The organism is Variovorax sp. TLI9-5A, assembly GCF_056867935.1.
Window position 1 is genome coordinate 7019020 of record NZ_CP200310.1, and the last position, 23072, is coordinate 7042091.

Below are 23072 nucleotides of genomic sequence, written 5' to 3' on the forward strand. Positions count from 1 at the left end.
TGAACGGAAATTCCTCCCGGCGCGGATTGTCTCCGGCTCAGGGGGCCAGCGTTCGCAGTGCGGCGCCGAGCACGCGTTCATGGTCGTCCGGGTGCGACTGCAGCCAGTCGTGCAGCTTGTGCCCCGCGCCTTCGAGGCGCACCACCTCGACGGACTTCGCCCTGCGGGCGCGGCGTTCGTACTGGTCGAGAACCTGCGCGGGAATCACCGCGTCCGCCGTCCCATACACCAGCAGCAGGCGGCCTTCGAACCGGTCGAGCGCAGCGAACGCCGGTGAACTCGCGTAGTCCACGGTCGAGCGCAGGATGGCCTGGAAGCGCGGGCCGAAAGGCGCGTCCTGCGCCTCGGCCACATAGGCTGCCGGACAGAAGAGCATCAGCGCGGGCGGCTGCAGCCACTCCATCAACGAGCATGCGACATGCCCGCCCATGCTGGTGCCGATCAAGGAGAGCGGACGCCCCGGCGCCACATGCCCGGCCACCGCCATCGCCTGCGCCACGCGCTCGTTCAGGCTGGAGCCTTCGACCTGACCGGTGCTTTCTCCATGGCCGGAGAAATCGAAGGCAGCGCTGGCCACGCCTGCGCGCGCGAGCCCCGCAAGAAGGTACTGGATGCCGCGCCGCGAGGATTGGCCGCCCCCGTGCAGCGCGAGCAGCCGGGGTGCGTCGCCTGCGGCGTTGCCGGTGATCGTGCCGCGCAGCGTGTGAGCGCCCGAGGGCACGGAGAAGTCGTCGTTCATCGGCACGAGCATGACACGGCCGACAGGCGCCGCCTCAGGCGGTGTCGCCGACGACGGCGCGGCCCGCGCCCTCCCTCGCCGGCATCGTCACCCACAACGCCGCGCAGACGATCAGCAAGCCCCCTGCCCACCCCCACGGCCCGATGCGCTCGCCGAAGCCGTATGCCGCGATCAGTGCGCCGAACACCGGCTCGCTGCCCATCAGCAGCGACACCCGGCCGAGCAGGCCGCCCGCCGCGAGGCGCGGCCGCTACGTCTCCAACCACAGCGAAGTGCGGCTCGAAGGCGCGCTGGCGGACCTGGGCGTGGCCGTGGTGCCGGCCTTCGTCGCGCGCGAGGCGCTGGATGCGGGCAGCCTGGTGCGCGTGCTGCCCGGCTGGGAGTACCGGGGCAACTACCAGGGGCACGCCTATGTCCTGTACCCGCCCAACCGCTTCATGGCGCCCAAGTGCAGGGCGCTGGTCGATCACCTGCTGGGCGCGCTCAGTGTTTCTTCATCAGGACGCGCACCGCCTCGGGCAAGGAGTTGACCTGCGGCATGAAGTGATCGAGCAGCGCGCCCAGCGCCACCGCGCAGATCACCGCGCCCAGCAGCGGCTTCCAGGTGAGCCGCACGGCGGCCATGAGCCAGCCCTCGCGCGCCACGCGCACTGCGGCGCGGGCGGACACGTAGGAGAAGGCGATCTCGATGGCCACGGCCAGCAGCGCGTCCCAGCTGAAGTACAGCAGCACCAGCGAACCCGCGCCGAACAGGACGGCGGCGCAGATCAGGAAGATGGCGATCACCGGAACGACGACGACCGCGCCCTCGTCGGCGCCGCCGGCCACGTCGAGCGCGCCGCTGGCGATGTCGGATAGGCCGCTGCCGCCGCCACCGTCGCCTGGGGCCTCGCCGAGGCTCGTGTGGCCGTGCGAGCCGCCGCCTCGTCCGCCGCCGAACTCGAAGTCCGGTGCGTCGACGTCGAGGTCGAGCCCGCGTTCCTCGACCAGCCGCTTCGCCCACCAGCGCAGCACCAGCAGATAGCCCAGATACCCCGCGCCCAGCGTGAGGAAATAGCGCACCGCCAGCGAATCGACGTGCAGCAGGTGCATCTGCAGCGCCGACACGCCCCACATGAGCAGCAGCGTGAAGCTGCCGATCAGGATGCCGTGCGTGCGCAGGCTGTATTTGCGGTGCAGCTCGCGCTCGACCTGCGTTTCCCAAAGGCGCACGGAGCGCCAGTTGGAAAGGATCTTCACGGCTTCGGGCTGTTCAGGCGGTTCAGGCGGCGTCCGCCATGTCGGCGAAGGGCACGCGCTGCGCCACCGCGCACATCAGCTCGTAGCCGATGGTGCCGCCGGCCCGCGCGACCTCGTCGATGGGCAGCACGGCGCCGGTCTTCGCGGACTTGCCCCACAGCGTGACCTCGCTGCCGAACTTCGCGTCGGGCACGTTGCTGAGGTCGACGGTGATCATGTCCATGCTCACGCGCCCGACCACGCGGGTGCGCACGCCGTTCACCAGCACCGGCGTGCCGGTGCCGCAGTGGCGCGGATAGCCGTCGGCATAGCCGACCGCCGCCACGCCGATGGTGATCGGCCCCTCGGCGGTGAAGTTGGAGCCGTAGCCGACGGTGTCGCCGGCCTGCAGCGTCTGCACCGACAGGAGCTGGGTCGACAGCGTCATGGTGGACTGCAGCTGCCAGTGCGCCGCGTCGTGCTGGGGAAAGTCGGGCGCGCCGCCATACAGCATGACGCCGGGACGCACCCAGTCGCCGCGGGTGAGGTCGGCGTGGCGCAGCGTGGCCGCGCTGTTGGCGATGGAGCGCTCGCCCGGCAGGTCGCGGGTGGCGCGCTCGAAGGCTTCGAGCTGGTGGGCAATGCCGCGTTCGCCGTCGGCGTCGCTGAAGTGGGTCATGAGCGATATCTCGTCGACCTGGGTGAGCGCATTGAGGCGGGTCCAGGCGGAGCCGAAGCGCTCGGGCGTGAAGCCCAGGCGGTTCATGCCCGAGTTCATCTTGAGGAACACACGTTGCGGCTTCAGGGTCTTGTGGGCGGCGAGCATGTCGATCTGCTCGTCGCAGTGCACGGTGTGCCAGATGTCGAGGCGCGAGCACAGCTCCAGGTCGCGGGCCTCGAACACGCCCTCCAGCAGCAGCATCGGGCCGCGCCAGCCGAGGGCGCGCACGCGCTCGGCCTCGGCCAGGTCGAGCATCGCGAAGCCGTCGGCACCTCGCAGGCCCTCGTAAACCCGCTCGATGCCATGGCCATAGGCATTGGCCTTGACGACCGCCCAGACGCGGGCTTCGAGGGCCGAGCGGCGCGCCCGCTCGAGGTTGTGGCGCAGGGCTTCAGTGTGGACGGTGGCGAGGATCGGGCGCGGCATGAGGGTTTTCCGGAGAGGGCTCGGTGGGGGCTCGGGGAGAATGCAGGCCACGTTTTAGCATCTTCGGGAATGGGGTCGAACACGGTGGGGATGCGGGATTGCGCGTCGCACCCCCGTGCTATAACCGCCCATTCGCCCTCTACGCGACACTTTTTCACTACCGCCAGCAGACCGCACCCACGTCTCTGGCCAGCCAGCCCATCGATGAAGCGCGGTTTCTACACGATCATGTCGGCCCAGTTCTTTTCGTCACTGGCCGACCAAGCGCTTTTCGTTGTTGCGGTCGATCTCATGCGGAGTTCGGGCGCGCCCGAATGGCAGCGCGCGGCGCTGGTGCCGATCTTCGCCGTCTTCTATGTAGTGCTCGCGCCCCTGGTGGGCGCCTTTGCCGACGCCCTGCCCAAGGGCAAGGTGATGTTCATCAGCAATGCCATCAAGGTGCTGGGCTGCCTGATGATGCTCTTCGGCTCGCACCCGCTGCTGTCGTATTCGATCGTGGGGCTGGGCGCGGCGGCCTACTCGCCGGCCAAGTACGGCATCCTCACCGAGCTGCTGCCGGCGTCTCAGCTGGTCAAGGCCAACGGCTGGATCGAGGGGCTGACCATCGCATCGATCCTGCTGGGCATCGTGCTCGGTGGGGCTCTGGTGGGGCATGCGGTTTCCAGCAAGCTGCTGGCCTTCGACCTTCCGCTCATCGACACCGGCATCGACACGCCGGCCGAAGCAGCCCTCTCGGTGCTGATCTTCGTCTACATGCTGGCGGCCTGGTTCAACACGCGCATTCCGCACACCGGCGTCGAGATGCGCCCGCTGCGCAGCAACCCCGAGCACGGCCTGATGCGCAACGTCGCGGCGCTGCTGCCCGACTTCTGGCACTGCAACTCCCGCCTGTGGCGCGACCGCCTGGGCCAGATCTCGCTGGCCACCACCACCCTCTTCTGGGGCGCGGGCGGCAACCTCAAGTACATCGTGCTGGCCTGGGCCTCGCTGGCGCTGGGCTACAACACCACGCAGGCCTCGGCGCTGACGGGCGTGGTGACCATCGGCACCGCCGTGGGCGCCATCGTCGCCTCGATGCGCATGCGGCTGGACATGGCCACGCGCGTGATCCCCATGGGCATCGCGATGGGCCTGATGGTCATCTGCATGAACTTCATCGGCAACGTGTGGCTGGCGGTGCCCTTCCTCATCCTGCTGGGCGGCCTGGGCGGCTTTCTGGTGGTGCCGATGAACGCGCTGCTGCAGCACCGCGGCCACAACCTGATGGGCGCGGGCCGCTCCATCGCGGTGCAGAACTTCAACGAGCAGGCCTGCATTCTTCTGCTGGGCGGCTTCTACAGCGTGTGCACGGGCCTCGGACTCTCGGCCTACGGCGCCATCAGCGCCTTCGGCCTCGTGGTGGCTGGCTGCATGTGGATCATCAAGCGCTGGCACGAGAACAACCTGAAGAAGTATCCCGAGGAAGTCGAGCACCTGCTGGCCATCGCCCGCAGCGACAAGCACCACTGACTCCCCCAGGCTTCGCGCACTTCGTGTCGCTGCGCCAACCCCCTCGCCGGGGGCGACACCGGAGGCCCGGCAAAGCCGGTTCCTCGGTGTCCCTTGAAGAACTCGTGTCCCAATGCCAGCACTCGCCCTGCTACTGAACGCCTTCGTCTGGGGCGTCTCCTGGTTCCCCTTCCGCCAGATCGCGGGCCACGGGCTGCATCCGCTGTGGACCACCTGCCTCATCTACCTGGCCATCGCCGTCGTGATGGGCCTGCTGCGCCGGCATGCGTGGAAGGGCTTCGCGGCCTTTCCGATGCTGGTGGTGCTGGGCCTGGCGGCCGGCTTCACCAACGTGGGCTTCAACTGGGCCGTGACGCAGGGCGACGTGGTGCGCGTGGTGCTGCTTTTCTACCTGATGCCGCTGTGGAGCGTGCTGCTGGCCTGGCTGCTGCTCGGCGAGCGGCCCACCGGCGGCGCGCTGGCACGGGTGGCGCTCGCACTCACCGGCGTGGCGGTGGTACTGAAGGCGCCCGGCACCGACTGGCCCGTGCCTTCAAGCTTGCCCGACTGGCTGGGCGTGGCCGCGGGCTTCGGCTTCGCCGTCACCAACATCGCGCTGCGCCACCTGCGCGATGCACCGGGCGAATCGCGCGCATTGGCGATGTTCTGCGGCTGCACCTTCGTGGCCGGCGTCGCGGCGCTGATCGGCACCGCGCTGGGCGTGTTCGATTCGCCGCTGCGTGCCTCGCCGGGCTGGCTCGGCTGGGCCGCGCTGCTGGGCACGGCCTTCGTCTTCGCCAACGTGTGCCTGCAGTACGGCGCGGCGCGGCTCACGACCTCCGCGACCTCGGTGATCATGCTGTCGGAAGTGCTGTTCGCAAGCGTGTCGTCGGTGACGCTGGGCGCGGCCGGGATGGACTCGCGCATCCTCATCGGCGGCGCGCTGATCGTGCTGGGCGCCATCTGGGCGGCGTTTGCGCGAACGCCCGCGCGGGGCGATGATCGCGCCTCTTCTCCTTCTTGATGAGGACACAGCATGACCAGCGTCTACGACTTCGAAGCCAACCTGATCGACGGCAAGCCGGTGAAGCTCTCCACCTTCAGGGGCAAGGTGCTGCTGATCGTCAACACCGCCAGCAAATGCGGCTTCACGCCGCAGTTCGCGGGGCTGGAGGCGCTGCACGAGAAGTACGCCGGCCGGGGCCTCGCCGTGCTGGGCTTTCCCTCGAACCAGTTCGGCGCGCAGGACCCGGGCACCAACGAGGAGATCGGCGCCTTCTGCACGAAGAACTACGGCGTGAGCTTTCCGATGATGGAGAAGATCGACGTAAACGGCAGCAACGCGGCGCCGCTCTACCAGTGGCTCACGAAGGAAAAACCGGGCCTGCTTGGCAGCACGGCCATCAAGTGGAACTTCACGAAGTTCCTCATCGGGCGCGACGGCACGGTGCTCAAGCGCTACGCGCCGCTGGACACGCCGGCTTCGCTCGAACGCGACGTGGAGGCGGCACTGGCGGCCGCCTGAGCGCAGCTCTCTCTCCAGCCCGTTCAGAACCTGAAGTCGGCCGTCTTCGGCCCGCCGCCCACCGTCACCGTCTGGCTCTTGGTGGCGCCGCCGGGTGCTGCAACGTCGATCACATAGCGTCCGTTCGGCACGTCGACCAGGCAGACCGGACCGCTCGCGCGGAACGCCAGCGCGGCGGCATTGCCGGCGTCGCCGCCCTTGATCGTCACGTCGACGTTCGCCATGTAGGCGCCGTCGGCGCGCGCGAACAGCAGCGCGAGCGGGTGCTCCTTCATCGCTGCGCGCATGGCCGTCGATTCGTCGGAGCCTATGCCGCCGCACACATAGCGCGCCGGACCTGCGCCCTGCCAGGGCGGCATGGCACCTTGAGCCTGTGCGGCCGTGGCGCCGGCCGCGCAGGCACAGGCCAGCAGCGCGAGCCGCAGCGAGGCGGAAATGGAAGAAATTGAAGGTGCGAGAACACGGGGCATGGCACTGGCTCCTTGCAGATTGGATGCGGCCATGATGCGCCCCGAACCGGCTTGGCGCGAGTCGGACCAACCCCCTCCTGCTTGTCCGATGGCGCCTGCGTTCAGGCCTTTTGCCGCAGCGCGGCGTCCAGCAGCTCGACCCAATGCCGCACCGGCGTGTCGGCACTGCCGCTTTGCAGGTGGGTGATGCAGCCGATGTTGGCGGAGGCGATGATCGCCGGCTGCAGCTGCTTCAGATGGCCCAGCTTGCGGTCGCGCAGCGGGTAGGCCAGCTCGGGCTGCAGCACCGAGTAAGTGCCGGCCGAACCACAGCACAGGTGCGATTCGTTCATCGCCACGCGCATGTCGAAGCCCAGCGCGCGCAGGTGCGTCTCGACGCCGCCGCGCAGCTTCTGGCCATGCTGCAGCGTGCACGGCGGGTGGTAGGCCACCACGCCCTCGGGCGCCTTCACGCGGGCCTTGAGTGCGGGCACGAGGTCGGGCAGCAGCTCGCTCAGGTCGCGCGTGAGCTCGCTGATGCGCGCGGCCTTCAGCGCATAGGCCGCGTCGTGCTGCAGGATGTGGCCGTACTCGCGCACGGTGACGCCGCAGCCCGAGGCGTTCATGACGATGGCCTCGACCTCGTTGCGCTCCACGAGCGGCCACCACGCGTCGATGTTGGCGCGCATCTGCGCCTTGCCGCCCTCCTGGTCGTTCAGGTGGAACTTCACCGCGCCGCAGCAGCCGGCCTCGGGGGCAATCACCGCCTGGATGCCGGCCGCGTCGAGCACACGCGCGGTGGCGCTGTTGATGTTGGGCATCATCGACGGCTGCACGCAGCCCGCGAGCATCAGCACCCTGCGCGCATGCGTGGCGGTGGGCCATGCGCCGGCCTCCTGCTTCGCGGGCACCTTGGCTTTCAGGGCCTCGGGCAGCAGGCCGCGCACCGCCTGGCCCAGCTTCATCGCCGGGCCGAAGAGCGGCGACGGCAGCCCCTCCTTCAGCACCCAGCGCTGTGCCGACTCCATCGTGGGGCGCGGCACTTTTTCGTCGACGATCCTGCGGCCGATGTCGACCAGGTGGCCGTACTGCACGCCGCTCGGGCAGGTGCTTTCGCAGTTGCGGCAGGTGAGGCAGCGGTCCAGGTGCAGCTGCGTGCTGCGCGTGGGCTCCTTGCCCTCCAGCACCTGCTTGATGAGGTAGATGCGTCCGCGCGGACCATCGAGCTCGTCGCCGAGCAGCTGGTAGGTCGGGCAGGTGGCGGTGCAGAAGCCGCAGTGCACGCACTTGCGCAGGATGGCCTCGGCCTCGCGGCCTTCGTCGGTGCCTTTGAATTCGGGGGCGAGCTCGGTTTGCATGGCGTCGTGGGTTCTTGTTCTTGTCAGTTGGCTGCGAGCAGGCGGCCTCGATTGAAGATGCCGTGCGGATCGAACTCGCGCATCAGCGCGCGCTGGATGCGTTCGACGGGCTCGCTCAGCGCATCGAAGCGCGGCACCTCGGCGCCCTGAACACCCGAGCCCGGCAGGCGGAACAGCGTCGCATGGCCACCCGCCGCACGCGCGATCTCGCGGATGCGCGCGGCCTGCGATGGCGGCGCCTTGTACCAGCGCTGGCCGCCGTGCCATTCGATCAGCGGCGCCGCGCCGTCGATCGACAGCACGGGCGCGATCTGCGGCACCGACACACGCCAGAGCGCGTCGGGCCCCTCGCCGGCGGCGAACCAGGGCAATTGCTGGTCGCGCAGCGATTGCCAGTCGGCCGCGGCGCGCGCGTTGTCCTTGCGCTCACCGCCCAGGTGCTCGCAAGCGGCTTCCACGGCCGCGACGGCGCCGCGCAGCCGCAGGTAGAGCGCGCCCGCGCCGGCATATTCGAACCAGCAGCTCGCGTTCAACGGCAGCGGCCGGCCGCCCCATTCGTTGAGCAGCCGCAGCGCATCGGCCTGCTCGCAGGCGAATTCGAGCGTGGCTTCTGCGGGCGGCACCGGCAGCACCTTGAGGCTGACCTCGGCGATCACGCCCAACGTGCCGAGCGAGCCGGCGAGCACGCGCGAGACGTCGTAGCCCGCGACGTTCTTCATCACCTGGCCGCCGAAGGTCAGCAGTTCGCCACGGCCATTGACCAGCGTGGCGCCGAGCACGTAGTCGCGCACCGAGCCCACGCTGGCGCGCGCCGGGCCACTGAGGCCCGCTGCGACCATGCCGCCGACGGTGCCGTCGCTGCCGAAGCAAGGCGGCTCGAACGGCAGGCATTGGCCCTTCTCGGCGAGTGCCGCTTCGAGCTCGGCCAGCGGCGTGCCGGCGCGCACGGTGACGACCAGCTCGCTCGGCTCGTAGCTCGTGATGCCGGCGAGCGCTCGCATGTCGAGCAGCTCACCCTGCGGTGTCTCGCCATAGAAATCCTTGGTGCCGCCGCCGCGGATGCGCAGCGGCGTGGCGCCGGAGGCGGCGGCGCGGACGCGCTCGACGACTTGGTGAAGTGCGTTGTCCATCGTCATCAGAACCTCGGCAGATCCGGATGCGGCAGCCTGCCCCCGCGCACCACCTGCTTGCCGTACTCGGCGCAGCGCTGCAGCGTCGGGATCACCTTGCCGGGGTTCAGCATGCCCTCGGGATCGAAGGCGCGCTTCACGCCGAACATCTGCTCGTTCTCTGCGGCTGTGAACTGCACGCACATACTGTTGAGCTTTTCCACACCCACGCCGTGCTCTCCGGAGACGGTGCCGCCCATCGCGACGCTGGTCTCGAGGATGTCGGCGCCGAAGAGCTCGCAGCGGTGCAGCTCGTCGGGGTCGTTGGCGTCGAACAGCACCAGCGGATGCAGGTTGCCGTCACCTGCGTGAAAGACGTTGCAGCAGCGCAGGTTGTATTTCTTCTCCATCTCCTGGATGGCCAGCAGGATGTCGGCCAGGCGCTTGCGCGGAATGGTGGAGTCCAGGCACATGTAGTCGGGGCTGATGCGGCCCGAGGCGGGGAAGGCGTTCTTGCGCCCGCTCCAGAACTTCATGCGCTCTTCCTCGCTGCTGCTGCACGCAATGGCTGTGGCGCCGCAGCCGCGCAGCACGGCGGTCATGCGGCCGATTTCTTCTTCCACCTCCTCGGGCGTGCCATCGGATTCGCACAGCAGGATCGCGGCGGCGTCGAGGTCGTAGCCCGCGCGCACGAAGTCTTCGACCGCGGCCGTCATGGGCTTGTCCATCATCTCCAGCCCGGCCGGGATGATGCCGGCCGCGATCACCGCTGCCACCGCGTCGCCGGCTTTGCGCACATCGTCGAAGCTGGCCATGATGCAGCGCGCGAGCTGCGGCTTGGGCACCAGCTTGACGGTGACCTCGGTGGTCACGGCCAGCATGCCCTCGCTGCCGATGACCAGCGCGAGCAGGTCGAGCCCCGGCGCATCGAGCGCCTCGCCGCCGAATTCGACCGGCTCGCCCTCGGCGGTGAAGCCGCGCACGCGCAGCACGTTGTGCAGCGTGAGGCCGTACTTGAGGCAGTGCACGCCGCCCGAGTTCTCGGCGACGTTGCCACCGATGGTGCAGGCGATCTGGCTCGACGGATCGGGCGCGTAGTAGAGGTTGAAGGGCGCGGCAGCCTCGCTGATGGCCAGGTTGCGCACGCCGCACTGCACGATGGCCGTGCGGCTCACCGGGTCGATCTTCAGGATGCGGTTGAACCGGGCGAGCGACAGCGTCACGCCCATGGTGTGCGGCATGGCGCCGCCCGAGAGCCCGGTGCCCGCGCCGCGCGCCACCACCGGCACACCGAGCTGGTGGCAGGCCTTGAGCACGGCGGCCACCTGCGCCTCGGTCTCGGGCAGGGCCACCACCAGCGGGCGGGCGCGGTAGGCGGTGAGGCCGTCGCACTCGTAGGGGGTGGTGTCCTCGTCGTGCCAGATCAGCGCGTGAGCCGGCAGGTGAGCCTGCAGCGCGCGCACGACCTGCGACTGTCGCTGCGTTTTCTGTAGCGAATCGTGTTGCGTGGGGGTGAGCGGCGCATTCATGCGGCGACCTCTTCTCTTTCTTTGCTGCTCGCGGGATGTCTCGTGTTTACCGCACTCTACGGACATTCCGCCCGCCCGGGGTTGATGGTTTTTTGCCGGATGCTTGAAAGAACTTCGCGCGAAAGCGCGGTCCGGTTCAGCGCAGGCTCTGTTCCAGCCAGTCGGCGAAGGCCGCGCACTCCCAGCGCTCCAGCGTGCCGGGCTGCCAGCAGATGTAGTGCCGGTGCGGCGAAGTCACGGCCTGATCGGACAGCGCCACCAGCCGCCCCGATTCGAACCACTCCGCGCCCAGCTTCTGCCGCACCAGCGCCACGCCGAAGCCGCTGGCGGCCGCGTCGTACATGAGCCCGAGGTCATTGAACTGCGAACCGATGGCGGGTTCGGGCTGGTCGATGCCGCAGCTTGCGAACCAGGTGCCCCAGGGCTCGAGCGGGCTGCGGATCAGCCGCGCGGCGGCGATCTCGGCCGCGCTGCGGAAACCCGTGAAAGGGCCGAACTCGTTGAGGTAACTCGGGCTGCAGGCGGGCACCACCTGCTCGCCGATCAGCAGCCGGTGCTCGCAGTCGGCATACCCGCCGGGGCCGTAGCGCACTTCGAGGTCGGCCTGCTCGGCCGTCACGTCCAGCAGCGGGATCGACACCTGCAGCACCAGCTCGATGTCGGGGTAGATGTTGCGGAAGAGCTCCAGCCTCGGCATGAGGAACTGCCGGCTGAAGGTGGGCGTGACCGCGATACGCAGGCGCGTCGCACGCTGCGCCGCACTGCCGCCCAGCGGCGTGGCCTGCAGGGCAGCGAGCCCCGTGCGCACGTTCGCGAGATAGGCGGCACCGTCGGCCGTGAGGCTGAAGTCGCCGCGGCCGAACAGCTTGAAGCCGACGTGCGATTCGAGCTGCCGGATGCGGTGGCTCACCGCGCTGGGCGTGACGCACAGCTCGTCGGCCGCGCGGCCGGCATGGCGCAGGCGCGCGACCGCCTCGAAGGTCAGGAGGCACTGGATCGGCGGGATGTGCTGCAGGGCCATGCGTAGGTAGCGCCCGGTGCTCCGTTCCTGCTCAGTCTTCGAAGAAGTTGACCGGAAGGCCGGGCGTGTCGACGCGCATCGAGATCACCGTGCCCGATGCCGGCCGCTGCGCGATCTCGGCTGCGGGCCGGCCCTTGCGGCCGCTGGTGACGAACAGCGTCTTCAGGTCGTCGCCGCCGAAGCAGGGCATGGTCGGGCACTGCACGGGCACGGGCACCGAGGCCACGATCTCGCCCGAAGGCGCGAAGCGCAGCAACTGCGCGCCTTCGAACATGGCCACCCAGTAGTGGCCCTGCGCGTCGACGGTGGCGCCGTCGGGGCGGCCCTGGTAGCCCTGCGGCGCATCGACGGTCCAGCCCTCGGGCTTGGCGTCGAACTGGTGGAACACGCGGGCGTGCGAGAGCGAGTTGGCCTCGGCGTCCCAGTCCCAGGCGCACACCACGTGCGCGGCGGTGTCGGCCCAGTAGAGGGTGCGCGCATCGGGCGAGAAGGCCAGGCCGTTGGCGGTGGTGGACTCGTTGGCCATCTGCGAGAGCGTGGGCGAGACGCCGGTGTCGGGGCGCGCATCGAAGCAGTAGAGCGCGGCGTTGGCGCGGTCTTTGGCTTCGTTGAGCGAGCCGCCCCAGAAGCGGCCCAGCGGGTCGCACTTGCCGTCGTTGAAGCGCATGGTGCGCACGTCGTGCTCCACCCGCGCCATCGCGACAAGATCGCCGCCCCATTCGTGCGCGCGGTAGATGCCGTCGCGCAGCGCGATCACGAGGCCGCCGCTGCGCGCGGGCGCCATGCAGCCGGGCTCGGTGGGCAGGGGCCAGCGCTCGACCTTCGCATCTGGAGAGCCGATGTCGCCGCGGGTGCGCAGCACGGCGCGGCCGGGAATGTCGAGCCAGTAGAGCGATCGTTCTTCGGGGTGCCAGAACGGCGATTCGCCGAGCTCGCAGAGGCTGTCTTCGATGGAGGTCCACATGGTGGCGCGATTGTGCTCCCGCCACCATGGGCACAGACAAAAAAATGCCCGCTGGCGCGTGAGCGCTGGCGGGCTGAACATCCAAAGGAGACCTCGCTTGAAAAACTCGTTACGGAGAATTCTTCTTGTAGTAAGTGGTGGTGGTCATTCATTCAGTGGCGGGGGCTGCCCTAGGGCAGGCCCGCCAAAGCAGATCAACGGTTGTATGCGGTTTCGCCGTGCGACGAGATGTCGAGGCCTTCGCGCTCTTCTTCTTCCGACACACGCAGGCCGAGGGTCAGGTCGGCGATCTTGTAGGCGATGAAGGCAACCACGCCGGACCACACGACGGTGAGCGCCACGCTCTTGATCTGGATCCAGACCTGTGCGCCCATCGCGAAGGTGTCGGGGGTCGCGCCGCCGGTGCCGCCGAGGCCCTTGGCAGCGAACACGCCGGTCAGGATGGCACCCAGGATACCGCCCACGCCGTGCACGCCGAACACGTCGAACGCGTCATCGGCGCCGAGCATGCGCTTGAGGCCACCCACGCCCCACAGGCAGACCAGGCCGGCCAGCAGGCCCAGAACGATCGAACCCATCGGACCGACGAAGCCGGCGGCGGGCGTCACGGCCACGAGGCCTGCAACGGCGCCGGACGCAGCGCCCAGCATCGAGGCCTTGCCCTTGTGCAGGCTCTCGCCCAGGATCCACGACAGCGCGGCGGCAGCGGTGGCGAGCACCGTGTTGATGAAGGCCAGGCCGGCGACGGCGTTGGCTGCACCGGCCGAGCCGGCGTTGAAGCCGAACCAGCCGACCCACAGCAGCGAAGCGCCGACCATGGTGAGCGTGAGCGAGTGAGGCGTGAAAGCTTCCTTGCCGTAGCCGACGCGCTTGCCGACCATGTAGGCGCCGACCAGGCCGGCCACACCGGCGTTGATGTGCACCACGGTGCCGCCGGCGAAGTCCAGGGCGCCGTCCTTGCCCAGCAGGCCGCCGCCCCACACGATGTGGGCGATCGGCACGTAGCTGAAGGTGAACCACAGCACCGAGAACAGCAGCACGGCCGAGAACTTGGCGCGTTCGGCGAAGGCGCCGACGATCAGCGCCACGGTGATGGCCGCGAAGGTGCCCTGGAAGGCGACGAACACGTATTCGGGAATCGTGGTCAGCGCGCCGAAGGTTTCCTGCGTGATGCCCTTCATGAAGATCTTGTCGAAGGTGCCGAAGAAGTTTCCGTCACCCGAGAAGGCCAGGCTGTAGCCGTAGACGGCCCACAGGATGCTGATCAGCGAGAAGATCACGAAGACCTGCATCAGCACCGACAGCATGTTCTTCGAGCGGCCCAGGCCGCCATAGAACAGCGCAAGGCCGGGGATGGTCATCAGGATCACGAGAAGGGTCGAAGTCAGCATCCAGGCGGTGTCGCCGGAGTCGATCTTCGGAGCGGGGGCCGCGGCGGGCGCAGCCGGAGCTGCATCGGCGGCGGCCGGGGCTGCGGCAGCGGCGGGCGCAGCAGCCGGGGCGGGAGCGGCGGCAGCGGGTGCCGACGCAGCCGGAGCCTCGGCCGTGGCCGCGGCGGGGGTTTGCGCGAAGCCGGTGGTACCGGCGGCCAGCACGCTCAAACCGAGCGCAAGAGAGACAAGCAGTTTTTTCATAGTCGTTGTTCTTTCGGGCCAGGACTCGATCAGAGGGCTTCGCGGCCCGTTTCGCCGGTGCGGATGCGAACGACCTGTTCGAGGTTGTAGACGAAGATCTTGCCGTCGCCGATCTTGCCGGTGCGCGCCGCGCCTTCCACCGCCTCGATCACGCGATCGACGAGGTCGTCGGAGACGGCCGCTTCGATCTTGACCTTGGGCAGGAAGTCGACCACGTACTCCGCGCCGCGGTAGAGCTCCGTGTGGCCCTTCTGGCGGCCGAAGCCCTTCACCTCGGTGACGGTGATCCCCTGCACGCCGATGGCCGACAGCGCTTCGCGCACTTCGTCGAGCTTGAACGGTTTGATGATGGCTGTGACCAGCTTCATGAGTTTTCTCCTTCGGATGGAAATGGAATGGCGCGGCAGCTTGGGCCGCACCTCGTTGTTGTATGGCTTACAGCGTCTTCGTCAGCGTGAGGATGAAGCGCGCCTTGTTCGGCGAGTAGTAGGTCGTGCCGAAGGTGCCGAAGCCGTAGTCGACGCCCGGGTTGCTCACGGCGAGGTACGAGTTCTTCTTGTTGGCGCCCTGGACCGAGCCGGTCAGCGACAGGCCGTTGCCGAAGTCGTAGCTCGCGCCGATGTTGTAGTCGACGTAGCTCTTGTAGCCCAGGCTGCGGATGTCGCTGGACATGTTGGTGAAGCCCACGGCGGCCTTCAGCGTGACCTTGGGCACGATCTCCTTGCTGTACGACAGGTTCAGGTAGCCCGTGTTCGTGCCCTTCAGGCCCGAGCCGGCCTTGTTGCCCGCGTAGCCGAAGTAGTCCTTCGACACGGTGTGCGAGTACTTGGCGGTGAACGAGCCGAGGGTTTCGTTGGCGTAGGTGCCCGCAACGTACAGCTCGGTGGTGTTGCCCGCGGAGTTGCCCGGGTAGATGTAGGTGAGCGCACCGACGTCCATGTCCAGCGGGCCGGCCTTGAACTTGTAGCCGCCGTACACGTCCATCTCGATGCTGTTGCCCTTGAGCCAGTTGACGCTCGAATTCCAGTTGCCCACGTAGAAGCCGCTGTCGCCGAAGGCGTAGTCCAGGCCGCCCTGGATGGCCGGCTTGAAGCCCTTGGTCTTGGCGTAGTCGTTCTTGCCGATCATGTCCTGGTCCTGGCCACGGAACTTGTAGTTCGTGGTGATCGACACGTTGCCGGTCAGGTTCGGTGCGGGAGCTGCCGCAGGCGCTGCTGCGGCGTCGGTCGTTGCAGTCTGCGCCAGGGCCGCGCCGGATGCGGTCAATGCGGTGGCCAGAACGATCAGCGCCTGGGCGGCGGTACGGTGCGTCATCAGGGAACTCCTCGCAAGTGTGTTGTTGGACCGGAGGGTTCAAAGCAGGGAGCGTGCCAAAGTGCACGAATGCCGCCCCTTGCAGCCGCGTCCACGGCGCGGTTGAGAGCCAAATCGTTACAACAGCTGTTGCGAGTGGTTGCAGATGCACGGTGCGCCGCACCACCGCGGGATTGCCCAAAAAGTGCGCACCATCTTGGGGAGAGGGAGAGGAATGGGACTGTCTTTGGTGCAAAGCCGCGCCTTGCTGGGTCTTGAAGCGGCCAGTGTCACGGTAGAGGTGCATCTGGCGAACGGTTTGCCCAGCTTCACGCTGGTCGGCCTGGTCGAAACCGAGGTCAAGGAGGCGCGAGAGCGGGTGCGATCGGCGCTGCAGAACGCGGGGCTGGAGTTCCCCAATAACAAACGCATCACGGTGAACCTTGCCCCGGCCGACCTGCCGAAGGACTCCGGGCGCTTCGATCTGCCCATCGCACTGGGCATCCTGGCGGCCAGCGGCCAGATAGACAACGCCAGGCTCGCCGGCCATGAATTCGCCGGGGAGCTGTCGTTGTCGGGCGAGCTGCGGCCCGTTCGTGGTGCACTGGCCATGGCGCTGGCGCTGCACACGCGCGGCGTCGCGACGCGGCTGGTGCTGCCCCTGGAAAGTGCGCAGGAGGCCGCGCTGGTCCCGGGCGGCGAGGTGTACGGGGCCAGGCATCTGCTGGACGTGGTGCGCCAGTTCGTGTCCGTCGACGATGCCGCCTCCCTGCTGCCCGACACCGCCGACGACGGCTGGGCGCGCATCCGGGCCACACCGGATGCGGCCTCGCCCCGATACGCCGACCTGTGCGAAGTGAAGGGACACACGGGCGTCAAGCGCGTGCTCGAGATCGCGGCGGCGGGCGGGCACAGCCTGCTGATGGTGGGCGAGCCGGGCTCGGGCAAGTCGATGCTTGCTCAACGCTTCGCGGGGCTGCTGCCGTCGATGCATATCGACGAGGCACTCGAGAGCGCGGCCGTGGCCAGCCTGGGTGGGCGCTTCGCGACCGAGCGGTGGATGGCACGGCCTACATGTTCGCCTCATCACACCTGCAGTGCGGTGGCACTGGTTGGCGGAGGTTCTCCGCCCCGCCCCGGAGAGATTTCGCGCGCGCACCACGGCGTTCTCTTTCTGGACGAGTTCCCCGAATTCGCCAGATCCGCCCTCGAAGCGCTGCGCGAGCCGCTGGAGACCGGTACGATCACCATCGCCCGCGCCGCGCGGCGCGCCGAATTCCCGGCGCGCTTCCAGCTCGTCGCCGCCATGAACCCGTGCCCTTGCGGCTATCTCGGCTCTTCATTGAGGCCCTGCCGCTGCACGCCGGAGCAGGTCTCGCGATACCAGGGCAAGCTCAGCGGCCCGCTGCTGGACCGCATCGATCTGCACATCGAAGTGCCTCCAGTCTCGGCCCAGCTGCTGCTCGAAGCGCCCGCGGGCGAATCGACCGACAGCATCCGCGAACGCGTCGTCGCCGCTCGCGAGCGCGCGATGCAGCGACAGGGCCATGCAAACCAGTCGCTGCACGGCGCGGCCATCGACCGCCACGCGGCGCTCGACGACGCCGCCCGCGGGTTCATGTTCAACGCGGCCGCCAAGCTCGGCTGGTCCGCGCGCAGCACGCACCGGGCGCTGAAGGTGGCGCGGACGATCGCGGACCTGGCTGGTTCGGAAGCGGTGCAGGTCGGGCATCTGGCCGAGGCGGTGCAGTACCGCCGGGCGTTGCGCGGGGCGGCTTGAGCGCCTGAACTGCAGGTCGTCGAAACCACCATTACCGCGGGCTCTTCGCCTGAAAGCGCATCGTCACGTCAGCTCACCAGCGAATCGATCCACCGCGCCGCATAGGTCCCGCCCTGCTCGAAGTAGTGCGTGTGCGCGCCGATGCCCATGCACACGTCGTGCTCGGCACCGCGCGGCGCTGCCGTGAAGGCCGGCGCCGGATTCCACAGCGTCGCGTGACCGCCCACGGTGTCGATCGCCGGTGGCGGGTCGCACCACAGCCAGCGGCCCACGTAGTCGCCGGTGGTGTACAGGTTGATCCAGCGGTTGGCGCCCACGTCGGAGGCGAGCGGACCGCTGTTGCCCGGCAGCGTGGTCCGGCCCACCCATTCGTAGAGAAGAGGAAAGCGAGCCGCGTACAGCTGCCGCAGCGGACAACCCGCCGTCAGCAGGTGGACCTTGCCCTGCAGCTGCGGCCACAGCCGCGTGACGCGGTCGTCGATGCCGGCGTCGGCCTGCCATTGCGCTCGGTGCTGCAGGTAGCGCAGCAGTTCCGTCGAGATCACCGTGCCCTGGCTGTGCGCCACGATCACGATGCGGTCGTACTGCTGCGCCGCCACGTGTTCGAGCAGGGCCACGTAGCGCGAGAAGATCCGCGCGCGCGGAATGGCGTTGCGCGGGAACTCGCGGAAATGGTTGTCCACGTCCAGCGCCACGTCGAGTGGCAGCCGCAGCCACGGCACATAGCGCGACAGCACGCCGCCGAAGGCCGAGAGCGCCGCGGCCGCGGTGGCCGCGCTGAGCACCAGCGGCTTGAGCACGCTTTCCGACAGCGGCCCGAACCATTCGATGTACGCGCCGCCGATCAGGTCCTTCGGCAGGATGCCGCAGCGCGCCAGCAGCAGGACCACGCCGACAACGGCGGCGACCACCACGCTGGCTGCCGCGAGCCCGGTGACGACGGCTTCGAGCCGGCGATAGCCGCCGCTGAGCCAGCGCCCCAGGTTCTGCGCCGTGCCCACGCCGTTCCTGATTTCAGCGAGCACGCTGGGCACCAGCACCACGATCATGTACAGCAGCAGCGCCAGCGTCAGGCCCGCGGCGAGCACGAAGGTCTCGGTGCTGCGCAGGTAGCGCAGGTGCAGGAAGGTGGAGCCCTTGTCGAAGCAGCCCGAGGCCACGTCGAAGATGAGCGGGCAATAAGAGGTGCCCGCGGCGCCGAATTCCACCAAGGTGGTGAGCAGGGCCCAGATGGCCATCGAGAGCGCCACGAAGGAGGCCATCGACACCATCAGCCCCAGCCGCCCGGTCGCCACGCTGCCGCGCGCGGCATCGCCGTCGCGCGCCGCGGCCTGGCCGAAGACGAACCACAGCAGGAACGGCACGACCGCGGCGGCCCACCAGATCACGATGCCCAGCAGCATGAATTCGAACGCGCGCATGCCGGCGCGCACCCAGTCGTGCAGGTCGACCGGCTGAGCCCTTGGCACGACCGCATTCGCGATCAGGTGGCCCAGCATCAGAAGCGTCGTGGCGGCCAGGAAAGCGAGCCCTACGGCGCGCATCGCCGGAAAGCGCGCGGCCGCCACGCGCAGGACGTAGTCGAACAGCAGCCCGAGCAGCCCCAGGCAGCCCAGCCCGACCACCCAGGGCGCCGGCACCCAGTGCAGCAGCACCGTCGCGGCGATCGCGCAGGCGGCGGCAGCGAAGCGGTTCGCGGGCTGCGCGCCGTACCGGTAGCAGTACCACCACACCGCGAGCGCCGGTGCCGCCACGGCCAGCACGGTGCGCAACACGGCCGTGTGCGGCTGCGCCACGCCCCAGGCGACGATCAGCAACCCGATCAGCAGCAGCTGCGAGAACAGATTGGCCAGCAGGTTGGAAAAGGCCCAGTCCAGCCCGCGCTGCAGGTTCGCCAGCCAGTGCCAGCGGCGCGGCGGCTTGCCGTCCGGCTGCCGCAGGCCGGCCTCGGCACTGGCGCGGTCCACGGCGTCGCGCCCGAGCAGCGAAAGGCGGAACACCACGGTGAAGAGCTCTGTGACGATGCGCGGCAGCACGCCGGACAGCCGCGACAGGTCGGCCCAGTACATCTCGTGCACGTCCACCTGCTGCGGCGATGCGCCCGTGCCGGCTTCCGTGCGGGTCATGCGGATGCGGGTGGCTTCGTAGGCCTCGTTGTCGGCGCCTTTCCACTTCGCGAGCAGGTAGTCGCTGAAGGCGATGCCGGCGTCGGCCGAGATCATGGCCCTGGGCGTGGGGCCCCGGTTCGCGGCAGCGACGGCAGCGGCAGCAGCAGCGGCAGCGGCAGCGGGAACATCCGGCTTGCCGCCGCCGACGATCCATTCATCGCGCAGGAAGTCCGAACGCAGCGACTGCTCGAAAGCCTTGCCCAGCGAATCCGGCGCCTGCATGGACGGCTGGACGCGCCGGGTCGAGCCCGGAGGCAGCGGCTTCGACGAGCGGTTGCCCGCCATGGCCTTCAGCGGCGGTACCGCCACGATGAAGCTGTCGCAGTCGCCATGGCTGTAGCGGGCCTGCGGCGTGCCGGTGTTCACCATCAGCGAGGCGATGGCGCGTGCGGTGTCGCCGGATTTCTGGTCGGCGACGCCGTGGATGGCGATCACGGCCACGCGCTCGGTGCGGCGCGCGGCACCGGGCTCAGGCCGTTCTTCCTCTGCGATGCTTGTTGTCGCGCTCACGGTGGTCCTCCTGCGCGCCGATGACCGGCTGCGGTGACACCCACGGAAGGCGGACTGAACTGGAGAGGGAGAAAGAAGCCGGCTTCGCGCGGGAGAGACGCATTCTTCCCGCACGGACATGCGCCGCGCCATCCCGCAAAAGCAGGATGCGGACTATGGCCAAAGCCCTGCCGGCCCCCTGGATCGGGCTACTTGAACTCGTGGCTCACCACGGGCGCCGACTTGCTGTCCTGCACCGTCACGCGCTGCCGGAACACCTCGAGGTCGCCGTTGCGCACTTCGATGTTGTAGATGCCGGGGCGCAGCGACAGCGACTTCAGCGGCGGGCTCACGCCACGGTCCGCGCCATCGACGAACACCTGGCCCCAGGGCCGCACGTTGAACAGCACACGGCCCATGCCTGGCGCCGCTGCGGGCGTGGTGGCAGTGGCGCCCGGCGTGCCGGGCGTGGCGCCGGCCACGGTGGTGGTTCCGGGCGGCTGCGTGCCGGGAGCGACGGGCACCGAGGGCGGCGAGACCCGGTTGATCTCGGCGATGGCGTTGCGCGCCTCGCGCGCATGCAGGCCACGACGGTAGCGGCGCAGGTAGGCTTCGTAGCCTTCGCGCGTGTTCTCGCTCTGCGCAAGATTCCAGTCCTCGGCTTCGGCGGTGGCCAGCGCGGATTCGGGCGGCGTGGCCGGTGTCGTCGGCGTCGCTGGCGTAGCGGGTGTTGCCGGCGTGGTCGCGGGCGTGTTGACCGGGACGGTTTCGAGCGGTGCCAGTGGCGCGGTGGATGCGACGGGCGCACTGGCGACCGTGGCCGGGGGCTGCGCGGCGGCACCGCCGGCCGCGAACGGTGGCACGCCGTCGGTGGCGGACGGCGTGGCGCCACCGGAGCCCGCGGGCGGCATCACCGCCGGCGGCGCGGTGTTGCTCGACATCGGATCGGTCGGCGGCGGCACCGGCACCATCGCGGTCTTGGGCTCCTGCGGCTGCATGCCCGAGGTGAGGCGCAGGCCGATCCAGGCACCCACGGCGACGAGCGCGATCAGCAGCACGCCGACCATGCCCCATGGCGGACGCCTGGGCTTCTGTTTCTTAGCGGGTGCAACAGCCGCGGCCTTGTGGGCCGCCGCGGCTTGCGCCTTGGCACGGCTGCCGCGGTCTTCCTGCGGTGCGGGCGCCCGCACCGGTTCGGGTGCCGCCACCGGCATGGGCATCGGTTCCAGCGGCGCCGGCGCCGACACCGGCGAGAACTGCTGCGGCGTCAACTGCGGAGGCGGTGGCGTGGCCGACACGGGCGCGGCGGGAATGATCACCGTCGGTACGCCCATGCCGCTCACGTAGATGTCGCCCAGCTTCACCAGTCCCAGTTCGGCGGCGAAGGCGGCGACGGTCTGCGTGCGGTCCTTGCTGTGCACGGCCAGCGTGTGGTCGATGGCGGCGCAGAAGGCCGGGCTCAGGTCGTCACGCCCCATGGACGACAGCGGCACGTAGGCGTCCTGCACGCTGCGCACCACGGCCGAGGGCGGCGGATGGCCGGTGACCGCGCGGTACAGCACCGCGCCCAGCGCGTACAGGTCGGTCCATGCGCCCTGCAACAGCGTGTTGTCGTCGGCGTACTGTTCGATGGGCGAGTAGCCCGACTTCACCATCACCGCCACCTCGTCGACGAGGTCGGCGATGGACTTGCGCGCGGCGCCGAAGTCGAGCAGCACCGGCAGGTCGTCCTGCTGGATGAAGATGTTGTCAGGCGCGATGTCGCGATGGAAGCACTGGCTGCGGTGCAGCGTCTCCAGCGCGCCCAGCAGCGGCCCCAGCATGCCGAGCAGCCAGGGCTCGGTGATCCTGCCCGGCTCGTCCTCTGCCAGTCGGCGCAGCGTGCGGCCCTTGTAGAGCTGGATCGCCATGTAGGCGGTGGAGTTCGCCTCCCAGAAGCGATGCACCCGCACCAGCGCCGGGTGGCTGAACTGCGCGAGCGTGCGCGCCTCGTTGATGAAGCTGCGCAGGCCCGCCTCGAAGGTGGCCGTGAGCCGCTCGGAGCGCACGTGCACGCTGTTGTCGCCCACGCGGCGCGCGAGCATCGCGGGCATGTATTCCTTGATGGCGACCTCGCGCTGCAGCGAATGGTCGTAGGCGCGGTAGACGATGCCGAAGCCGCCCTCGCCGATCACCTCGAGCAGCTCGAACTCGTCGAGGCGGTGGTTCACGCCCAGCGGATGCGGGCGCTCGTCCTGCGTGTCGGCCGCCGGGCTTCCGATGCCGTGCGTGGTCGTCATGCTTCTTTTCCTCCTGCGGGACGGCCGCCCCCGTGGCCCTCACAGCCCCCCCGGGCCTGCCGGCCGATATGGCTCTTCTTGTTCATGCCCATGGCACATGTCCCTGCGAAAACAACTTGGAAAACAGCGGCGTGTTGAGCCCGCCGCCATGGGCTGCGGTGCGCAACGGCGACCCGTCGGCCTGGTTGGTCCACCAGTAGCTGGTGCTGCCGAAGGGGTCGAAGCACAGTGGAAGCTCCGGCCAGGCCAGGCGCTGCTGGGCGCTGGCGCCACCGGCCGTAGGCCCGAGGATCGAAAGAATGTCGTCCGAGCCGCCACTGGCGGTCTGGAAGCCCGCGCGGCCGGCCGCCAGCACCTGGCTGTCGAACTGGTCGGGCGCCACGCCATGGCGGATGGCCTGCAGCAACGCGCTGCCGCATTGCCAGTACCAGTCGGCCGAGCCTTCGAGCACCGAGGGGCGGTAGCTGCGCGCGGCCACCTGCAGCGTGATGCACACGGGGTAATAGCGGCCCACGCGGTCGCAGCTGGGTGCGATGCAGCCGAACTGCACCGCGTCGACGCCCTGCGTGGCGGGAATCGCGAAGTTCCAGACCGGCGCGACCGCGTAGTGGCGCGTCATCGCGTCGGGCCAGCGCTTGAAGCTGCCCAGGCCGTTCTGCATCCAGCGGTCCCACCAGGCCTGCAGCTCGCGCGGCATGCGGCGATAGAGGAAGTCGCCGGCGGAGGGCAGCTTGCCGTACCAGCCGATCTGCTCGTCGACGGGCACCCAGGCCTGCGGTGGAATGCTGCTGTTCATTGCATATGCCTCAAGACAACATCGCGGCATATGCCAGGAACACCGCGGAACCGGCTTTGCCGGGCCGCTGGTGTTGCCCCCTGCAA

Annotated in this window: 20 protein-coding genes; 5 read left to right on the forward strand and 15 right to left on the reverse strand. The window is 69.1% G+C overall.

The window, feature by feature from the left end; all coding sequences use genetic code 11:
• Positions 1-37 precede the first annotated feature (37 nt).
• A complete protein-coding gene (locus AC1VNX_RS33325) occupies positions 38-739 on the reverse strand; it encodes an alpha/beta hydrolase (protein WP_483161767.1) in 702 nt (233 codons plus the stop codon).
• A gap of 41 nt (positions 740-780) precedes the next feature.
• Between AC1VNX_RS33325 and AC1VNX_RS33330 the strand changes: the two genes are divergently transcribed.
• On the forward strand, positions 781-1269 hold the full coding sequence (locus tag AC1VNX_RS33330) for a LysR substrate-binding domain-containing protein (RefSeq protein ID WP_483161768.1): 489 nt from the start codon (positions 781-783) through the stop codon (positions 1267-1269).
• Here the strand turns inward: AC1VNX_RS33330 and AC1VNX_RS33335 are convergent.
• Both AC1VNX_RS33335 and alr read right to left on the reverse strand, forming a co-directional pair.
• The gene (locus AC1VNX_RS33335; protein ID WP_483161769.1) at positions 1223-1978 is read right to left on the reverse strand and encodes a hypothetical protein; all 756 of its coding nucleotides are present in this window, start codon (positions 1976-1978) and stop codon (positions 1223-1225) included. The genes AC1VNX_RS33330 and AC1VNX_RS33335 overlap by 47 nt on opposite strands.
• Before the next feature lie 22 nt (positions 1979-2000).
• Entirely contained in the window at positions 2001-3104 is a 1104-nt protein-coding gene (gene alr / locus AC1VNX_RS33340) for an alanine racemase (RefSeq protein WP_483161770.1), read from the reverse strand.
• A 204-nt stretch (positions 3105-3308) separates the two neighbouring features.
• On the opposite strand from alr, the gene lplT reads away from it, so the two are divergent.
• The 3 genes from lplT (at position 3309) to AC1VNX_RS33355 (ending at position 6117) form a co-directional block, all read left to right on the forward strand.
• Positions 3309-4613: a lysophospholipid transporter LplT gene (gene lplT, locus AC1VNX_RS33345; protein WP_483161771.1), complete on the forward strand. Its 1305-nt coding sequence runs from the start codon at positions 3309-3311 to the stop codon at positions 4611-4613.
• Positions 4614-4725: 112 nt separating this feature from the next.
• Positions 4726-5616 carry a DMT family transporter gene (locus AC1VNX_RS33350; RefSeq protein WP_483161772.1) on the forward strand — a complete coding sequence of 297 codons (891 nt, stop codon included), beginning with the start codon at positions 4726-4728 and terminating at the stop codon, positions 5614-5616.
• Between the two features lie 12 nt (positions 5617-5628).
• Entirely contained in the window at positions 5629-6117 is a 489-nt protein-coding gene (locus tag AC1VNX_RS33355) for a glutathione peroxidase (RefSeq protein ID WP_483161773.1), read from the forward strand.
• 23 nt (positions 6118-6140) lie between these two features.
• On the opposite strand, the gene AC1VNX_RS33360 is transcribed toward AC1VNX_RS33355, so the two are convergent.
• From AC1VNX_RS33360 to AC1VNX_RS33400, 9 genes are all read right to left on the reverse strand, one after another.
• The gene (locus AC1VNX_RS33360) at positions 6141-6587 is read right to left on the reverse strand and encodes a carboxypeptidase-like regulatory domain-containing protein (protein ID WP_483161774.1); all 447 of its coding nucleotides are present in this window, start codon (positions 6585-6587) and stop codon (positions 6141-6143) included.
• A gap of 101 nt (positions 6588-6688) precedes the next feature.
• Entirely contained in the window at positions 6689-7924 is a 1236-nt protein-coding gene (gene glcF, locus AC1VNX_RS33365) for a glycolate oxidase subunit GlcF (protein WP_483161775.1), read from the reverse strand.
• A 23-nt stretch (positions 7925-7947) separates the two neighbouring features.
• On the reverse strand, positions 7948-9054 hold the full coding sequence (glcE, locus tag AC1VNX_RS33370; RefSeq protein WP_483161776.1) for a glycolate oxidase subunit GlcE: 1107 nt from the start codon (positions 9052-9054) through the stop codon (positions 7948-7950).
• A 5-nt stretch (positions 9055-9059) separates the two neighbouring features.
• Positions 9060-10562 (reverse strand): FAD-linked oxidase C-terminal domain-containing protein, encoded by a 1503-nt coding sequence (locus AC1VNX_RS33375; protein ID WP_483161777.1) that lies wholly within the window; start codon positions 10560-10562, stop codon positions 9060-9062.
• 136 nt (positions 10563-10698) lie between these two features.
• Complete coding sequence (locus AC1VNX_RS33380) at positions 10699-11583, reverse strand: LysR substrate-binding domain-containing protein (RefSeq protein ID WP_301503889.1); 885 nt, start codon at positions 11581-11583, stop codon at positions 10699-10701.
• Positions 11584-11614: 31 nt separating this feature from the next.
• Positions 11615-12547, reverse strand: a complete 933-nt coding sequence (locus AC1VNX_RS33385) for an SMP-30/gluconolactonase/LRE family protein (protein WP_483161778.1) — start codon at positions 12545-12547, stop codon at positions 11615-11617.
• 194 nt (positions 12548-12741) lie between these two features.
• The gene (locus tag AC1VNX_RS33390; protein WP_483161779.1) at positions 12742-14181 is read right to left on the reverse strand and encodes an ammonium transporter; all 1440 of its coding nucleotides are present in this window, start codon (positions 14179-14181) and stop codon (positions 12742-12744) included.
• Between the two features lie 29 nt (positions 14182-14210).
• Entirely contained in the window at positions 14211-14549 is a 339-nt protein-coding gene (gene glnK / locus AC1VNX_RS33395; protein WP_007833403.1) for a P-II family nitrogen regulator, read from the reverse strand.
• A gap of 67 nt (positions 14550-14616) precedes the next feature.
• On the reverse strand, positions 14617-15495 hold the full coding sequence (locus tag AC1VNX_RS33400) for a TorF family putative porin (RefSeq protein ID WP_483161780.1): 879 nt from the start codon (positions 15493-15495) through the stop codon (positions 14617-14619).
• 214 nt (positions 15496-15709) lie between these two features.
• Between AC1VNX_RS33400 and AC1VNX_RS33405 the strand changes: the two genes are divergently transcribed.
• The gene (locus tag AC1VNX_RS33405; protein ID WP_483161781.1) at positions 15710-17254 is read left to right on the forward strand and encodes a YifB family Mg chelatase-like AAA ATPase; all 1545 of its coding nucleotides are present in this window, start codon (positions 15710-15712) and stop codon (positions 17252-17254) included.
• Between the two features lie 68 nt (positions 17255-17322).
• Here the strand turns inward: AC1VNX_RS33405 and AC1VNX_RS33410 are convergent, their stop codons facing one another.
• From AC1VNX_RS33410 to tagF, 3 genes are all read right to left on the reverse strand, one after another.
• Positions 17323-19932 carry a hypothetical protein gene (locus tag AC1VNX_RS33410; protein WP_483161782.1) on the reverse strand — a complete coding sequence of 870 codons (2610 nt, stop codon included), beginning with the start codon at positions 19930-19932 and terminating at the stop codon, positions 17323-17325.
• Between the two features lie 188 nt (positions 19933-20120).
• Positions 20121-22190, reverse strand: coding sequence for a serine/threonine protein kinase (locus AC1VNX_RS33415; protein ID WP_483161783.1), 2070 nt, complete (start codon positions 22188-22190; stop codon positions 20121-20123).
• 82 nt (positions 22191-22272) lie between these two features.
• The gene (tagF, locus tag AC1VNX_RS33420; protein WP_483161784.1) at positions 22273-22986 is read right to left on the reverse strand and encodes a type VI secretion system-associated protein TagF; all 714 of its coding nucleotides are present in this window, start codon (positions 22984-22986) and stop codon (positions 22273-22275) included.
• Positions 22987-23072: the final 86 nt, after the last annotated feature.

Excerpts from the sequence above, each read along its gene's own strand:
- glcE (WP_483161776.1), bottom strand. The coding sequence starts at position 9,054 with ATGGACAACGCACTTCACCAAGTCGTCGAGCGCGTCCGCGCCGCCGCC.
- AC1VNX_RS33355 (WP_483161773.1), top strand. The coding sequence starts at position 5,629 with ATGACCAGCGTCTACGACTTCGAAGCCAACCTGATCGACGGCAAGCCG.
- AC1VNX_RS33405 (WP_483161781.1), top strand. The coding sequence starts at position 15,710 with ATGGGACTGTCTTTGGTGCAAAGCCGCGCCTTGCTGGGTCTTGAAGCG.
- AC1VNX_RS33385 (WP_483161778.1), bottom strand. The coding sequence starts at position 12,547 with ATGTGGACCTCCATCGAAGACAGCCTCTGCGAGCTCGGCGAATCGCCG.
- AC1VNX_RS33390 (WP_483161779.1), bottom strand. The coding sequence starts at position 14,181 with ATGAAAAAACTGCTTGTCTCTCTTGCGCTCGGTTTGAGCGTGCTGGCC.
- glcF (WP_483161775.1), bottom strand. The coding sequence starts at position 7,924 with ATGCAAACCGAGCTCGCCCCCGAATTCAAAGGCACCGACGAAGGCCGC.
- AC1VNX_RS33380 (WP_301503889.1), bottom strand. The coding sequence starts at position 11,583 with ATGGCCCTGCAGCACATCCCGCCGATCCAGTGCCTCCTGACCTTCGAG.
- lplT (WP_483161771.1), top strand. The coding sequence starts at position 3,309 with ATGAAGCGCGGTTTCTACACGATCATGTCGGCCCAGTTCTTTTCGTCA.
- AC1VNX_RS33415 (WP_483161783.1), bottom strand. The coding sequence starts at position 22,190 with ATGACGACCACGCACGGCATCGGAAGCCCGGCGGCCGACACGCAGGAC.
- AC1VNX_RS33400 (WP_483161780.1), bottom strand. The coding sequence starts at position 15,495 with ATGACGCACCGTACCGCCGCCCAGGCGCTGATCGTTCTGGCCACCGCA.
- AC1VNX_RS33325 (WP_483161767.1), bottom strand. The coding sequence starts at position 739 with ATGAACGACGACTTCTCCGTGCCCTCGGGCGCTCACACGCTGCGCGGC.
- glnK (WP_007833403.1), bottom strand. The coding sequence starts at position 14,549 with ATGAAGCTGGTCACAGCCATCATCAAACCGTTCAAGCTCGACGAAGTG.
- tagF (WP_483161784.1), bottom strand. The coding sequence starts at position 22,986 with ATGAACAGCAGCATTCCACCGCAGGCCTGGGTGCCCGTCGACGAGCAG.
- AC1VNX_RS33360 (WP_483161774.1), bottom strand. The coding sequence starts at position 6,587 with ATGCCCCGTGTTCTCGCACCTTCAATTTCTTCCATTTCCGCCTCGCTG.
- AC1VNX_RS33350 (WP_483161772.1), top strand. The coding sequence starts at position 4,726 with ATGCCAGCACTCGCCCTGCTACTGAACGCCTTCGTCTGGGGCGTCTCC.
- alr (WP_483161770.1), bottom strand. The coding sequence starts at position 3,104 with ATGCCGCGCCCGATCCTCGCCACCGTCCACACTGAAGCCCTGCGCCAC.
- AC1VNX_RS33375 (WP_483161777.1), bottom strand. The coding sequence starts at position 10,562 with ATGAATGCGCCGCTCACCCCCACGCAACACGATTCGCTACAGAAAACG.